The 15027-nt window shown below is 72.1% G+C and carries 12 protein-coding genes; 4 read left to right on the forward strand and 8 right to left on the reverse strand.

Annotation, left to right across the window (positions count from 1 at the left end; genetic code table 11):
- Position 1: 1 nt before the first annotated feature.
- The 6 genes from SS2_RS10765 to SS2_RS10790 all read right to left on the reverse strand — a co-directional run bounded on the left by SS2_RS10765 (position 2) and on the right by SS2_RS10790 (position 7548).
- On the reverse strand, positions 2–2200 hold the full coding sequence (locus SS2_RS10765; RefSeq protein ID WP_157607305.1) for a carboxypeptidase regulatory-like domain-containing protein: 2199 nt from the start codon (positions 2198–2200) through the stop codon (positions 2–4).
- Positions 2197–2832, reverse strand: a complete 636-nt coding sequence (locus SS2_RS10770) for a Pvc16 family protein (protein ID WP_066463932.1) — start codon at positions 2830–2832, stop codon at positions 2197–2199. The genes SS2_RS10765 and SS2_RS10770 overlap by 4 nt, the downstream gene beginning before the upstream one ends.
- A 110-nt stretch (positions 2833–2942) precedes the next feature.
- Positions 2943–3335 (reverse strand): DUF4280 domain-containing protein, encoded by a 393-nt coding sequence (locus tag SS2_RS10775; protein ID WP_066463937.1) that lies wholly within the window; start codon positions 3333–3335, stop codon positions 2943–2945.
- Positions 3336–3401: 66 nt separating this feature from the next.
- Positions 3402–3899 (reverse strand): septum formation family protein, encoded by a 498-nt coding sequence (locus tag SS2_RS10780; protein ID WP_066463938.1) that lies wholly within the window; start codon positions 3897–3899, stop codon positions 3402–3404.
- 38 nt (positions 3900–3937) lie between these two features.
- Positions 3938–4402 (reverse strand): hypothetical protein, encoded by a 465-nt coding sequence (locus SS2_RS10785; protein ID WP_066463939.1) that lies wholly within the window; start codon positions 4400–4402, stop codon positions 3938–3940.
- Positions 4399–7548, reverse strand: coding sequence for an eCIS core domain-containing protein (locus tag SS2_RS10790; protein WP_066463941.1), 3150 nt, complete (start codon positions 7546–7548; stop codon positions 4399–4401). Before SS2_RS10790 ends, SS2_RS10785 begins: the two co-directional genes overlap by 4 nt.
- A gap of 234 nt (positions 7549–7782) precedes the next feature.
- Between SS2_RS10790 and SS2_RS18140 the strand changes: the two genes are divergently transcribed.
- On the forward strand, positions 7783–9405 hold the full coding sequence (locus SS2_RS18140) for an HNH endonuclease signature motif containing protein (protein WP_066463943.1): 1623 nt from the start codon (positions 7783–7785) through the stop codon (positions 9403–9405).
- A gap of 56 nt (positions 9406–9461) precedes the next feature.
- Here the strand turns inward: SS2_RS18140 and SS2_RS10800 are convergent, their stop codons facing one another.
- Positions 9462–11486 carry an ATP-binding protein gene (locus SS2_RS10800; RefSeq protein WP_066463945.1) on the reverse strand — a complete coding sequence of 675 codons (2025 nt, stop codon included), beginning with the start codon at positions 11484–11486 and terminating at the stop codon, positions 9462–9464.
- Between the two features lie 170 nt (positions 11487–11656).
- Here SS2_RS10800 and SS2_RS10805 point away from each other — a divergent pair, with 170 nt between their 5' ends.
- The 3 genes from SS2_RS10805 to SS2_RS10815 all read left to right on the forward strand — a co-directional run bounded on the left by SS2_RS10805 (position 11657) and on the right by SS2_RS10815 (position 13840).
- The gene (locus SS2_RS10805; protein ID WP_066464428.1) at positions 11657–12040 is read left to right on the forward strand and encodes an RNA-binding S4 domain-containing protein; all 384 of its coding nucleotides are present in this window, start codon (positions 11657–11659) and stop codon (positions 12038–12040) included.
- A gap of 79 nt (positions 12041–12119) precedes the next feature.
- Entirely contained in the window at positions 12120–13118 is a 999-nt protein-coding gene (locus SS2_RS10810; RefSeq protein WP_066463947.1) for a DUF4031 domain-containing protein, read from the forward strand.
- Between the two features lie 107 nt (positions 13119–13225).
- The gene (locus SS2_RS10815) at positions 13226–13840 is read left to right on the forward strand and encodes an NADPH-dependent F420 reductase (protein ID WP_066463949.1); all 615 of its coding nucleotides are present in this window, start codon (positions 13226–13228) and stop codon (positions 13838–13840) included.
- Between the two features lie 46 nt (positions 13841–13886).
- On the opposite strand, the gene SS2_RS10820 is transcribed toward SS2_RS10815, so the two are convergent.
- The gene (locus tag SS2_RS10820; RefSeq protein WP_083942134.1) at positions 13887–14936 is read right to left on the reverse strand and encodes a lysylphosphatidylglycerol synthase transmembrane domain-containing protein; all 1050 of its coding nucleotides are present in this window, start codon (positions 14934–14936) and stop codon (positions 13887–13889) included.
- Positions 14937–15027 lie beyond the last annotated feature (91 nt).

The raw sequence follows: 15027 nt of genomic DNA on the forward strand, positions 1-15027 counted from the left end.
CTCACCCCGTCGTCTCGAGGTCGCGGGTGACGCTCGCCCCGGCAGTCACGGTCACCAGGCCGGTGGCACGGACGCTCCCGCCCACCGAGACCGTGACCGTGTACGTGCCCGGGGTGAGACCGCTCAGCGTGTACCTGCCCGCGGACCCTCCCTCGCTGGAGGTGACGGTGGTCCACGTCTGCGCACCGTTGGTCACCACGACGTCGGTGCCCAGCACCGGGTCCCCGGCGGTGGTCACCCGCCCGGTGATCGCGCCCAGGGACGGTGCCATGCGCACCGTCACCGGGGGTGCCTGGACGCCGGAGACGAGCTCGACCGGGACGCTCTGCGGCTCGTAGCCGGCCAGGGTGAAGGTCAGCGTGTACGACCCGGGCGAGACGAGCCCGGCGATGGTGAAGCTCCCGACGTCACCGCTCGTCAGCGTGGTCGCGGTGGCCGACGACGCACCACCGCCGACGCTGATCGTCGCCCCGCCCAGCCCGGAGCCGGCGCCGTCGACGAGACGACCGGTGAGCGTCCCGACGCCGTCGGCCATCGACACGACAAGGTCGGAGCGGGACTGGCCGGCGGTGAGGTCCACCACGACCGTCTTGTCTCCGAAGCCCTCCTTGGAGAAGGTCACCACGTAGGTCCCCGGCGTGGTCAGGCCCGGGATGACGAAGGAACCGACGACCCCCAGGGTGGGCGTCCCCACGGTGATGTCCTGCCCGTCCAGGCTGGTCGACACGACGACCCCGCCGAGCGGCACGACGCCGTCGGTCACCATGCCGGCGATCTCCCCCGCGGTGGACCCGAGACGGACGTCGCTGACGAAGCGGCTCTGTCCGCCCGCGAGGGACTCGCGGGCGGTCGCCGGCTGGTACCCCTCGGCGGTGAAGGTCAGGTCGTAGGTGCCCGGGGCAGGCAGGTCGGTGAGGGTGTACGTCCCGTCGGCCGCAGCCTCGGTCGTGTACTCGAGCGCCTCGTCGGCCCCCGCCCACGCGGGCCGGGCCACGACCGTGGTGACCACCGGCGCGGTGACGTCACCGACCTGGACCGTGCCTGACAACGACGCCGGGTGACCGGTGACGACCATGGACACGGGCTCGGAGACCTCCTGGGCACGGGCCCGTACGGTCCGCGCCCCGAGCTCGGTGGGGACGTCGGGGTACCAGGACATGTCGTACCCCTCGGCGCTGATCCGCAGGTAGTAGCTCCCCGGGAAGAGCCCGGCGACCGTGAAGGTGCCGTCTGCCTGGGTCGCGGCGGAGGCCACCACGACCATCCCGGTGCGGCTCATCCGCAGCGCATCCACCGTGATGAGCCCGACACCGGCCTGGTCGCTCTGGGCGGTGACCACTCCGGTCAGCGTGCCGCCGACCCCAGGGGCAACGACACCCTCCTTGGACAGCGCGCCGGCCGGGGCGCCGCCGGAGGTGCCGGCGCCGGCCGACGCGGCGAAGAACGACGCCGGGGCGACCTTGGTCACCGGGTCGGCGCCGAGCACGTTGCGTATCCCGAAGAGGAAGATCACCGCCCACACCGCCAGGATCGCGACGAGGATCGCGACCGTGAGCAGACCCCGGCTGATCAGCGGGCGCTGGCGGAGCATGAGGGAGAGGGAGTCCTCGACGTCGGCCGTGGAGGCCTCGACCCTGAGCGCCCGGTCGAGGTCGGAGCCGAAGACGTGCCGGGGCCCGGTCGCCACGATGGTGGAGGTGACAGCCTCCCCGGGGGCGACGGTGACCGCGGACGGCGAGATCGTGGTGTTGAGGCTGCGGTCGGCGTCGCGGGCGCGCAGCGCCACGTCGAGAGGCACGTTGCCGCGGTTGACGGTCTCGACCGTGAAGGTGGCGCGTCGACGCGCACGGACCATGCTCGGGGAGGCGCGCAGCACCATCCGCGGGCGGGCGGCGACAACCAGCTCGACGTCGTGGTGGACGGGCCGCGCTGCGGGGGTGCTGCCGCAGACCTCGACGGTGAGGGGGTGCCGACCGGCCGGGAAGGAGGCGGGCACCACGAAGGTCAGGGTGATCTCACCCTGAGCGTCGGGGAACAGAGCCAGGGTCGCGGGGCGCGCGCGGACGAGCGACGCCGGCACCCCGATGACGCGGGCACTGACGCCTTCGATGACCTGCTCGGTGTTGACCACGTCGAGCACGAGGTCGACGGACTCCCCGGGTGAGGCCTCCACGAGGGTGACCGTGCTCAGGATCCTCATCGGCCGCTCACCGCGGGCTGCTGCGGCGGCGCCGGGGTGTCGGTCCCCCACGGCTGGACGCCGGAGGGCTCGGTGCGTGCCATCGCGGAGGTGCGTGCGGAGATGTCGGCCACCGAGGTCGGTGCGGTCTCCCAGTCGTAGGCGTCCGAGGCCACCGTGACGAGCAGGGTGAAGGATGCCTTGAGACCGCCTCCGAGCGCGCCCCACAGGTCGCGGGGACGATTCATCTCGTCGGTGGCCAGGGCCACCTGGATCGAGGAGCTCAGCTCAGCCTCTACGGCCCACTCCGGCAGCACCTGCACTGCGAGCAGCCGGGTGAGCACCTCACCGAGCAGCTGGTGCTCGTCACGGACGCTGCCCGCCCACGCGCTGACGAGGTAGCTGAACTGGACCAGGGGCAGCGGTGCGCGGCGCTCGATGGTTCCGTCCGCGCCGGCGCGGGGCGCCGAGGACCGTGGTGGCTGGGAGCTGCGCGCGACGGCGTAGAGGAAGGCGTTGACCGTGATCCGGTTGACCTGCGCGGACCACGTGCCCGACGGCGCGTCGAAGGAGATGTCACCGATGTCGTCGGTCAGCGGGAGGGTGCGGCGCAGGTACGCCTCGAGTGCGTCCTCGACAGCCGGGATCAGCATGTCACCCTCACCTTCTGGTCATCCCACGTGACCTCGAACAGGGTGCACGCGCTCCACCGTAGAGATCGGGTGTGCGGGGAGCATCGGTAATCGCTACCGAAGTTCATGGTTCAGCCCGCGGTGGTCGTGGTGGCGCCGGGCATGACGATCTGGATGGCCCCTCCGTAGGCGCAGCTGCACATGCTGCCCTGGGTCAGCGCGGGCGCCCCGCCGATGAGCGTCTGAGGAGCTCCGGGCGCCCACGGCGCGACGGTGACCGGCAGGCACGGCATGGGCACGAGCACCCCGAGCGCGGCAGCGGTCGCACTGGCGACCATGGGGTTGGACAGGGAGACGCACATCCCAAAGGGCGGGATGTTGAGCAGCGGCTTCATGTCCGTGACGTTCGCTGCGGGACGCCCCTCGATCATCACGCGGTTGACCGGGAGCACCACCAGCGCCGACGGCGCGAGGCCGAAGGAGCACATGAGCTGACCGCCCGTGATGGCGGAGGGCTGTCCCATGGGGTGGTGTCCTTGTCTGTGGGCTGTGGGCTGTGGCGGAGGGGGTGCGGGGCGTGGGCTCGCCGGTCAGGCTTGGCTGCCACGGACCGTCGCGGTGAGCTGTTCGCCGGTCGTGGTGACGAAGCACAGCACGGAGGTGTCCGGCCCCTGGTCCCAGCCGCGGGCGGACGGCAGCAGGTAGGTGAAGTACAGCGACGAGTCGCGGTAGTCGACGCCGACGTACTCCTCGAAGTCCTCGGCGCAGATGCCGTCGGCGAAGCTCACCAGCGCGGCGTCGCCCGGGAAGGTGCCTGCGTCGCCGGTCTCGGTGGTGAAGGCCACCTCGGAGTAGAGCTCGAGCTCGTGACCGGTCTCGCAACCCACGCGCTCGACCGTCTCCACCTCGGCGGTCACCTCAGCCGCCGCGCGGACGCAGTCGCCCACCTCGAGGTCGAAGATCGACACGTCGCTCGCGCCGTCGTCGGAACCCGAGCATCCCGCGAGCAGGACGACGGCGGCGAGCAGGCCAGCGCCGCGCACACGGCGCGAGGCGGGGCGGAGGGGGGCAGGGCGGAGGGGTGTCATGCGGGGTCCTTCGTCGGCGTGTTCGTCGTGCGTGCTCGTCATGCGCGATCTGCGGCAGCGAGGACGGCCCCAGCGAGGACGGCGTCCAGCTCGGCCTCGGTCCGCGTGCGGACCTCCTCGACCTCGGTGATCATCCGGGCCAGGATCGCCTGCACCACGGACAGGTCGAGCTCGACGTCCGGGACGGCGAAACCGGCGCGCAGGGAGAGGCTCCCGGTGGCGAGGTCCAGCTCGAAGGCTGAGGTCACCAGCAGCGTGTTCTGGCGCGTGACGAACTCCGCGACGGCCGCCCGCGCGGCGACCGGGACGTAGGTGGGATGCACCCGGTAGAAGGCCACGGCGCGCGAGTGCGTCATGACGACGCCGAGCAGCGGCTCCCCCGCGCCGCCCGCCGGGAGGAGGTCGAAGGTCTCCAGGTCCCAGTCCACGTCAAGGATCCACCCGGACTCGTAGAGCGCGGCCACGACCGTGGCCAGCAGGCCTGGCCCGGACTCGGCGCTCATCGGGTCGCTCCCGCGTGCGGCATCGCCGTCGCCAGTCGTTCCTGGATGATCTTGATCAAGATGGCTCGACCCTCCTCAGAGTTCTCCATGTTCGTCGCGGCTTCGACGATGACCGCGTCGCTGAGCGTGTCGACGCCCTCCAGGAACGTCGTCATGTCTGCCTCGGTGCACCTCGTCGGCAGCTGGAACGGACCGCAGACCAAGGCCACGCCGGTGTCGCGGACGCTTCCCTTGGCGACGGAGTCCTCCCAGTTGACCTCGGTCTTCTTGGCGGACCGACCGAACTTCTCCTCGCCCTTGACCATCATCTTCAGCCGCCACAGCACACCGCGGCCGCCGGGCTGCTTGCCTGCTGGCGTCCCGGGCGCGGCACCCGAGGCATCCATGCGGTTGCGGTGGTCGGCCATGGTCCCCGTCGAGGACCACTTGTCCGAGAGGTTCGTCAGCGTCGAGCCGACCTTGTTCTTCCAGGTCACGTACGTGTACTCCGGATCGGCCCCTTCGCCCATCTCGTCGAGCACGGCCTGGCGGATCTTCACGAGCACGTCCTGCTCGGTCTGCGGGGTGGCTCCGCCTGCGAGCGAACCGCGGACGTGCACCTTTGCGAGCATCGCGGCGTCCACGACAGCGCCGTCGACCTCGTAGTTGCTCAGGAAGGCGACCGCGTGCGGGTCCTTCTGGGCCGCTCGCAGGATGATGCCGTCCACGGCGACCCCCGGGTTGCGGGAGAGCAGCTCCTCGGCCGACCCCTCCAAGGCGCCGACGGAGGCTTCGCTCGCCTTCTGGGAGAGGTGCGTCAGGTACTCCTCGGCGATGACGTGCCCCAGCGAGTGCAGCGTGTTGAGCGCGCCGATGCCCTGCTGGACCGCGCTCGGGATGCCGAAGCCGCCCGCCGAGGCCACGGTCGCGATCGAGGTGACCACCTCGGAGATCGCCACGGCGGTGCTCCACGAGGCCTGCTCGAGGTTCTTGGTGTACCGCTGGGTCACCCGCAGCAGGGGGTAGACCAGGACGTTGACGCGCTTGTCCGAGGTGTCTGAGGCGCGGGCCTCGAGCATCGCGGTGTTCGTCTCGGACATCCGCATCGCCTTGTCGGCGAGGGTCATGGCGTTGCTGGCGACCGAGAGCACGGCCGTGACGATGTTGAGGCCGGGGATGACCTTCTTGACGCTGTCGCCCACCGTCGAGTCGATGAGCACCGCAAACTTCGCGGTCGACTTGGCGGACTCGGTGAGGCTGCTCAGCCCGTCGAAGCCGGCCTTGGCGGCAGCCAGTCCCTTGCGGGGGTTCGGGGCGGAGCTGCACTCCTTGAGCGCCTTGACGAACTTGATGGTGCCGTTGACGCTGTCGGCCAGGCTGGTGAACACGTCGGTGACCGTGCCCATCCCCGCGGCGACCTTGGTCTCGTCCGACTTCGGGAACTTCGGCCCCTCTCCCGACCGGTTGCCGGTCTTGACGTTCTCGGCTGCCTCGTAGGCGGCGGCGATCGTCGCGCCGATCCCGAGCGGCTCGGAGGCGTAGGCCGGGTCGCCGGTGTTCTCGGGGTCGAGCGCGGTGTCCTTCTCCTGCCCCTTCGACGCGATGCGCGACTGGATCAGTCCCAGCCCGGACGCGCCTGTGGCGACCAGTCCGCCCACCTTCTCCCCGGTCACCTCGGCCTTGTCGATCCCGGTCGGCTGCGCGGCGCGCGGCGACGCGGCCAGCCGCATCCGCGCGTCGAGGATGGCCCGGGTGTCCAGGGCGCTGCCGCGCGGCGGCCGGTTGGTCACGGCCTTCTCCGGAGCAGTGCCCCAGACGGTCTTCTCCGCCTCGTCGGTCGCCTCCTCGAGCGTGCGGACCGGCGGGCCCGCCATGAGCGCCTGGAGCGCGGTGACGTACTTCTCGTAGGTGAGCTCGACAACCTTGGGAAGCATCGTCCCGAGGGTGGATGCCTGGGCGTCAGCCTCGGTGACGCCGCTGCGCACGTTCGCCTCGGTCCGCGCGGCACGGATGTAGGACACCAGGCGCTCCGCGGCTGTCTCGCGCGGGGGACGCACCGCGTTCAGGCGATCAGCGGCAGGGCCGGTGAGCCAGGTCAGCCGGTAGGCCTCGTCGGCGATGCGCTCCACGGTCCACGTCGGGTCTTGGCGGTGCTCCAGGGCCAGTCGCTCGAGGGTCTTGCGCTCACGGCCCAACGCTTCCTGGAACTGCGCACCGAGGGCGGTCATCGCGACCGCGGAGTCGCTGGCGACGCCCTGGGTCGGTCGGGTGATGATCATGGAGGTGCCCTGGAACGGGGTGGCTGCCAGAGCCGGCTCGCTGCCGTAGATCTCCTGCGACAACGCCGCGCGGCCAGCGACACCCTTGGCGCGCGACGCCTTGAGCTCGGCCTTCTCGCGCTTCTCCTTCTTCTTGCTCTCGGCTGCGGCGGCGGCCTTGCGCTCGGCCTCCTGCTCGGCGAGGAGCTTCCTGGCCTCCTTCGCCTCCTTGTCCTTGCGTTCCTGCTCCTTCTGCTCCGGGGTCTTGGACGTGAACAGGTCGGAGAAGATGCTGCGCCGCACCGGCGCGCCGCCTCCCTCGGTCACCACGTGCGCCAGCTCGTGAGCGAGCACCCGCTGACCGTCGGTGTCGTGCGGGGCGTACTGGCCCGCACCGAAGAAGATGTCAGAGCCCGTGGTGAAGGCTCGGGCGGAGACTGCCTGGTTGAGCGAGGCCGCGGTGGAGTCGTCGTGGATGCGCACGTGGCTCAGTCCGGTGCCGAAGGCACCTTCCATGGACCGTCGGATGCCGACGGGCAAAGCCCGTCCGCCGCCCGTGCGGGAGGCGATCTGTGTGCTCATGGCCGCGTCGAGCGCGCCACCGGCCGCCCCCACCACAGCGCCCGACGTCGGTGCGGAGCTCCGGCGCAGGTGACCGCAGCCCGGGTCGTGGGCGTGGACCTCGCCCGTCCCATCCCCTGCCGGCGCACCGGGCGCGCTCGCGTGGAGACGACGCAGAACCGTGTCCGCCAGAGCGTCGGCGTCGCGCTCGGCGCGGTCGGCGGCGCTGCCGACGACGAGACCGGCGACCGGGACGACGTGAGACGGTGCAGCCGGTGCCGTCGCTGGCTCCGGCTGGTCGGCCGCGCTCTGCAGCTGCGGTGCGTGGGGTGCGTGAGTCAGCGACATGGTGGGTCTCTCCGCTCGTCGGGACGGTCAAGCCACGCGGTGCGGCTGCCGGGTCCGCGCGGGACGGCGGCCCCGTGGGCGCTGCTCGTGCCATCCTGGCTCCTCGGCTCACGGCGGCACTACCGCAATTGATACCCAAGTCCGGTCGCCGGCGGGTGAGTTCTTCTCCAGGGGACGCAGAGAGATATCAGCCCTCTCGTCGGGAATGTCAGTGGCTGCCGATAGGTTCGGGGCATGGTCGAGGAACCCGTGCACGAGGAGGACGCCGCCACGCAGAGCACCGTGGCGGCGCTGCTCGATGCCGTGGTGCGCGCAGACCGGATGATCAACGCCCTGGCTGCCACCCGCGCCGGGCTCATCGAGGCGCTGCGCGTGGCGTCGGTCGAACCCGATCCAGATCCCGAGCCCTCAGCCTCTGCTCGGACAGCAGAGATGCTGGAACTGCGTCAGGAGATGGACCTGCGGTCCATGACCGCCGAGCTGGCCTGCGCCCTGCACCTTCCCCAGTCCTCCGCCGCCCGCCTGGTCGACGACTCCCAGGCCTTGGCCACGCTCCTGCCCGCCACCGCCGCTGCTCTGGCCGCCGGGACCATCACCTACCGCCACGCGACCACGATGATCGCCCTCGTCGCAGGTCTCGATCCCCACCTGCGCGCACGCGCGGAAGCCACGCTGGTCCCCCGTGCCACGGTCCTCACGGTCGCCGCGCTCACCCGGGCTGCCACCCGCGAACGCGACCGTCTTGACCCTGTCCCCCTCGTCGACCGCCACACGCGGGCGGCCGCCGGACGCACCGTCCTGCTCGAGCCGGACATCGACGGCATGGCCTGGCTGCACGCCCATCTGCCTGCGACCCAGGCGACCGCCATCTTCCACCGGGTCTCCGACGCGGCCGCAGCACTGCAGCACCCCGACGACCCGCGGACCTTGCCCCAGCTGCGTGCCGACGCCCTCGCCGCCCTGTCCCTGGACGACGACGCCCGGGATGCTCTCGACCATGCACTCGGAGACCTGGGAGACCTGAACGGTCTCGCTGATGCCGTCGCTGGCGCTGCAGCACATCCCCTCGACGACCCCCTCGGCGCTGGCACTGGCGAGAGCACGAGCAGGCGGGACGCGGGTGGACGGGGCACGGGTGGACGGGGCACGGGTGGGTGGGACGACGCGATCGACGCCGCTGAAGCCCGCACGAGGCGCCGTCGCCGCGACAGCGCCCGGCTGATGCGCCAGACCCTGCGCGGCATCCGGCCCACCGTCGCCGTCACCGTCCCCGTCCTCACCCTCCTCAGCGGGGACGCCCCCGGTGACCTGGAAGGCTACGGACCCATCGACGCCGAGACTGCCCGCCAGCTCTGCGCCGACGCACCCTCCTTCCTACGCATCCTCACCCACCCCCACACCGGCGCCATCCTCGGCGTCGACCGCAACCGCTACACCGTCCCCGCCGACCTCAAAGCCTGGCTCCGCCTCCGCGACGCAACCTGCCGCTTCCCCGGCTGCGCCCGCCGCGCCACCCGCTGCGACCTCGACCACGTCACCGACTGGGCCCACGGCGGCACCACCGACCAGACCAACCTCATCCACCTGTGCCGCACCCACCACCGCCTCCGACACACCACCCGCTGGAAGGCCCAGCTCACCACCGCGCCACTGGCCACCGCGCCACTGGCCGCCACACCTCGCGCCGCCAGCCCGCCCGACGGCCCTCGCAGTGCGAGCGTGCGCTGGACCGCGCCCTCCGGTCGCACCTACACCACCACCGACGCCCTCACCGGACGCGCCACCACCAGCGACCCGCCCATCAGCTCCGTTGAACCCGAACCGCCCTCCGGCTTCCCCGACATCCCGCCATTCTGAGCAGTCCGGGGCGCAGCCTTGCGCACCCCTGCGCAGCCCTGCGCAGCTGGCCTCGGTTACTCGAAGGCCTTCGCGGGCACCCGCCGGCCGAGCTTCGTGAACTCCCGCACCACGGCGAAGTGCAGGTCCCGCATCCCGACCAGGCGCTGCTGGGCCACCGCCTCGTAGGCCGCTGACAGCACGATGTTGCGGATGTCTCCGCCGGCCACCTCGAGGGTGTCGGCCAGCACCGCGACGTCCACCGGGTCGTCCGGGTCGAGCGCGGGCAGCTGGGCGAGGTGGTGCTTCCACAGGCTCGCCCGCGTTGCGGCGTCAGGGTCGGGGAAGTGGATCATGAAGTGCAGCCGCCGGGCGAAGGCCTGGTCGAGGTTTCCGCGCAGGTTCGTGGCCAGCACCGTGATCCCGTCGAAGGACTCCATCCGCTGCAGCAGGTAGGCCACCTCCTGGTTGGCGTACCGGTCCTTGGAGTCCCCCACCGCCGACCGCGAGCCGAAGAGCGAGTCGGCCTCGTCGAAGAACAGCACGCAGTTGAGCGACTCCGCCTCGGTGAAGACCTTCTCCAGGTTCTTCTCCGTCTCCCCGATGTACTTGTCCACGACCGAGGACAGGTCCACCTGGAAGAGGTCCATGCCCAGCGCGTCCGCGACCACGTGCGCAGCCAGCGTCTTCCCGGTCCCCGGGCTGCCGGAGAACAGCGCCGCGATGCCTGTCCCCTTGCCCCCCTTGCCCTGCAGGTCCCCCAGCGCGAACACGTCGTCACGGTGCGTGGCCCACGCGATGAGCCTGCTGACCTCCTCCCGGGTGCGCTCGGGCAGCACGAGGTCGTCGAGCACCGCGGTGCCGCCCCGAGCGCCTGCGCGCCGGGCTCCGCCGCGCCCCAGCCGGCGCGCGGCGTCCTGCACGATCGCGGTCGTCACCGGCGTCCCGACCAGCTCAGCGGTGCGCAGCGCGAGCCGCCCGACGGCGCTGATCTGCTCCGGGGTCAGACGCAGCCCGGTCACGGCGTCCTGGGGCACCTGCCCGGCGAGAGCGTTCCACCACAGGTCCGAGCGTTCCGCGGTGGTCAACCGAGGTGCGGTCACCGAGACCGGGATGGTCGCGGCCCAGGACGCGTCCCACGCTGTCGTAGCCACCGCGATCACCGGCATGACCGATCCGGTGATCAGATCCATCGCGCCCGCGGCCAGCTCGGAACCGGCGAGGATGAGCACGCAGCCGTCGAGCGCCGCCTCCAGGACCAGCGCGGCGACCAGGTCGCGAACCGCGCCGAGGCTCAGCCCGGCACTGCCACCCTCACCGACGCCTGATCCACCGCCTACCCCGCTGCCCGCTCCACCGGCCATGGCGTTGAGAGCCGGCACCCGGCGCAGGTCAGCCAGCAAGCACATGACCCCCAGCTCCTGGCACGCGGCGGCCGCGAGCGCCGTTCCTGCGGTGCCCGGCCCTGCGGTCACCCACACGAGGGTGGCACCGCGGCGCAGTGCACCGGCAACCGTCTCGGTCCCCTCCACCGGCACCGGGGTGACCTCCCCGAAGAGCGGGAGCAGCCGGGCCGGGGGCGAGTCGTCACCGGTCAAGGTGGCCACGACACGCTCGGCGAGCTGCAGACGACGGGCGAGCAGCACGTCGTCGCCGAGGACGGTGACCAGACCGTGCCGGCGCAGCGGCGCGGAGGCCGCGAGACGCTGGCGCCCGTGCGCCGACACGGTCGACACCCCGGCCAGCTCGAGGGCCACCGCCACGCTGGGGCGCGCTGCGCCGTCGTCTCCCGAGAGCAACCCGAGCAGCAGGTGGCCAGCCGGGTGCACCTCGGGCAGCAGCGCCACCACGAGCAGACGGCGGTCGGTGTCGGTGAGGCCGAAGCGTCCGACCAGCTCGTCGATCGGGTCTGCCAGGACGTCGAGAGCACCGGTGGCATGCTCGGCGTCGAGCACCTCCAGGGCCGCCTGGGCGCCGGAGGCCTGTGCGCTCGCGCCGCGTCGCGCGACGGCCGCAGCGAGGGCGAGCAGCAGCTCGCTGAACGGGGAGACTGGGCCGTGACCTGCGTCGACGATGATCTGCTCCTTCGGTGGTGTGCACATGGCGGCGCTGGGCACAGGGTACAAGGGCTCGCAGGCTACAGCCCCGGCCGCATGTCACGCTTGTATGATCCAGACACCCGCACAGTCAGGAGCTCACCGTGCCCACCGCAGGAGACCCTCCCGTCTCCCCCAGCCCCGCGCAGCCTCAGCCCGCGCACTCCCGCCCCGCCCTGCCCGACGCCGGGGCCCGCGCCCGGGTGGACAGCTGGGCCTGGGCGGTTCGACTGTTCCGCACCCGGTCACTGGCCGCTGCCGCCTGCCGTGCCGGTCACGTGAGGGTCAACGGCGAGCGGGCCAAGCCTGCGACGCCGGTCAAGGTCGGCGACGAGGTGCACGTGCGCGGGGAAGGACTCGAGCGGATCGTCGTGGCGAAGAAGATCATCACGAAGCGGGTCGGGGCCGCCCTGGTCCCGGAGTGCATCATCGACAACTCCCCGCCTCCTCCCACCAAGCTCGACACCCCGGTGGCCGGCGCGCGCGACCGCGGCGCAGGTCGCCCGACCAAGCGCGAGCGCCGCGAGATCGACGCGCTGCGCGGACGCGAGCACCACTGAGCTCTGCCCTGCTGATGTGGCACCGCTGACGCACGTGCGGCCCCGGCGAGCACGCCGCCATCCTTGCTACCGTCGCTGAGTGACGCTCTACATCGACCCACCCCTGTGGCCCGGCCACGGGACCACGTGGTCCCACCTCGTCTCCGACACCTCCCTGTCCGAGCTGCACGCCTTCGCCGCGCAGGCAGGTCTCCAGCGCCGAGCCTTCGACCTCGACCACTACGACGTCCCCGCCTCCCGGGTGAGCGACCTCGTCGCCGCCGGCGCGGTGGCGACGTCCGGGAGGGAGCTCCTGGCTCGGCTCACTGCCTCCGGCCTGCGGGTCCGCGGGCGTGACCGGGCCGCGGCCAAGCGCGGGGTGCTGCTCGCGCGGTGGTCGGCGCTGCTGCCCGGGGTCCCGGGCGCCGCCGAGATCGGCAGGGCGCTGCTCGTCCGCTGGTACGAGCCGCACCGGGCCTACCACGGGCCCGGTCACCTCACCCACGTGCTGGACTCCCTCGCCGTCCTCGAAGGCGACGAGCCCGCCCCTCGCGCGGTGCACCTCGCACTGTGGTTCCACGACGCCGTGCACGAGGGCCGCGCGGGAGCTGACGAGGAGGCCTCCGCCGCCCTCGCCGAGACCCTCCTCGCTCCCTTGGTCGCTCCGCTGACCACTCCCCTGCTCGCTCCCCCGACCGGACACCGGGCCCCCGCCGACCCGGCTGACCGCTCCGCCCCCGCGGCCCTCTCACCAACCGCCGCACCGCTCACCCGGGCCGAGGTGTCCGAGGTCGCTCGTCTGGTGCTCGTCACCCGCGATCACGCCCCCGACCCCGGTGACCGCGCGGGATCGCTGGTCAGCGACGCCGACCTGGCGATCCTGGCCAGCGCCCCGGACAGGTACGCCCGCTACGTCGCGCAGGTGCGCGCCGAGTACTCCCACGTGCCCGACGCCGCCTTCACCACCGGGCGGGCCGCCGTGCTCGAGCAGCTGATCACCACCACCCCGCTCTACCGGACCCCGGCCGGATCGCTGCGGTGGGAGGCAGCCGCCCAGGCCAACCTCCGCTCGGAGCTGGCGGGCCTCATCAGCTCCTGAGGATCTTCAGCCGAATGGTTGACACTTCAAATAAACGGCGTAGAGTGAAATTACTTGAAGCGACAACCGTTGTCGGGCGCGCTCGACACCTCACCAAGGAGTCCCCCATGAGCACAGTCACCATCATCGGCGCCGGCAACATCGGGACTGCCGTCGCAGGGATCGCCGTCGACGCCGGCGCGCAGGTGCAGGTCCTGGCACGGGACGCAGCCAAGGCCGCGGTCCACCCCGCCGTCACCGCCGGAACCTTCGGCGAGGAGATCACCGGGGACATCGTGGTGCTGGCACTGCCCTACCCCGCCCTCGCAGACGTCGTCGCCACCTACGCCGGTCAGCTCGCGGGCAAGACCGTCGTGGACGTGACCAACCCGCTCGACTTCGCCACCTTCGACTCCCTCGTCGTCCCGGCCGACGGCTCCGCCGCCGCCGAGCTCGCGGCCCAGCTCCCGGGCGCCTCGGTGCTCAAGGCCTTCAACACGAACTTCGCCGCCACCCTGGCCACCAAGACCGTCGGCGACCTGCCCACGACCGTGCTGGTCGCCGGGGACGACGCCAGCGCCAAGCAGGGCCTCGTCGACCTCGTCGAGGCCGGCGGCCTGCGCGCCCTCGACGCCGGCTCGCTCAAGCGCGCCCGCGAGCTCGAGGCCCTCGGGTTCCTGCAGCTGACCCTCGCAGCCACCGAGAAGACGTCCTGGACCACAGGCTTCGCCCTCCTGCCGTGACCGAGGCGCCCCGGGCCCTGCCCGGTCGCCAGATCCTGGCCCGGCGCTAGATCCGGCCGCGGCGCTGCAACCTGTTGTAGAAGAACCACCCCAGACCGCTGGGGATCCACGTGGCCACGGCTCGGTAGCCGAAGGTTGCCGCCAGGGCTGTCCCAGGCGGGATCCCCAGCGCAGTCAGGCTGGCCACCAGGGCCGCCTCGACGGCGCCGATGCCACCCGGCGTAGGCGCGGCCGAGGCGAGCGTGGCTCCCACGAGCGTGCCGAAGGCCGCGGTGATCGGGTGGCTGCCCCCGCCCACGGCGATGAGCATCGCCCACAGGGCCACCGCCGAGGACAGGCTGCCGCCCGCAGCCCCCAGAAAGGACGCCGCCAACCGCGCCGGAGCCCGGACGAGGAGCTTGAGATGCTCGACCGCCTCCCGGCCACGGTGCTGCCACACGTCGGCCAGCGCCGCCCGGATCCGCGGGATCCCCAGCGCGACGCCCACCACCGCCACGCACATCCCGAGGATCACCAGCATGGTCCAGCCGCTCGGCGCGTCATGCAGCACATCCACGGCTCGCCCTCCCACGAGAGCCAGCAGCACCAGCAGCAGGATGTGCACGATGAACTGGACCAGGCTCTGCAGCCCGACGACCGCCGTCGCCACGCTCACCGGCAGCCCGAAGGTCGTGAGGAACCGCACCCCCAGTGCCAAGGACCCCACCGAGGCCGGGGTCGCCGTCGCCGTGAACGTGGCCGCGACCTGCATCTCCACCCCGTCGAGGTACGGGATCGGGATGCCGGCGCACGCCCGCAGCGCGATCGATGCGCTGACGAAGCCGCCGCACACCGCCAGCGCCGCGACACCCAGCCACGCCGGGCGGGCGCGGCGCAGGGCGTCGAGGATCTGCGGCATCTCGTTGACCAGAGGGACCGCGACATAGGCCAGGCCCAGCACGAGCACCACCTGGATGATCCGACGTCGCGTCAGCCAGCGTCGCGGCCGGCCACCGGCCGCTCCGTCGCGACCACCATCGGCTCCGGACCCCTTCGCAGGCCCTCCCGCGGTCCCGTCCCCGGTCCCGTCCGCAGGACTCTCAGCGTCGTCTGCCACCCTGCGATGGTAGGTCGGACGCCGCGGCGCCGCCCGTGAGCCAGCATCCGGCGGGGCCCGTCAGGGCGCCCGCAGCGGCAGCCGGCAACCG

It is taken from the genome of Sanguibacter suarezii NBRC 16159 (assembly GCF_001552735.1).
GTDB classification, from domain to species: Bacteria; Actinomycetota; Actinomycetes; order Actinomycetales; family Cellulomonadaceae; genus Sanguibacter; species Sanguibacter suarezii.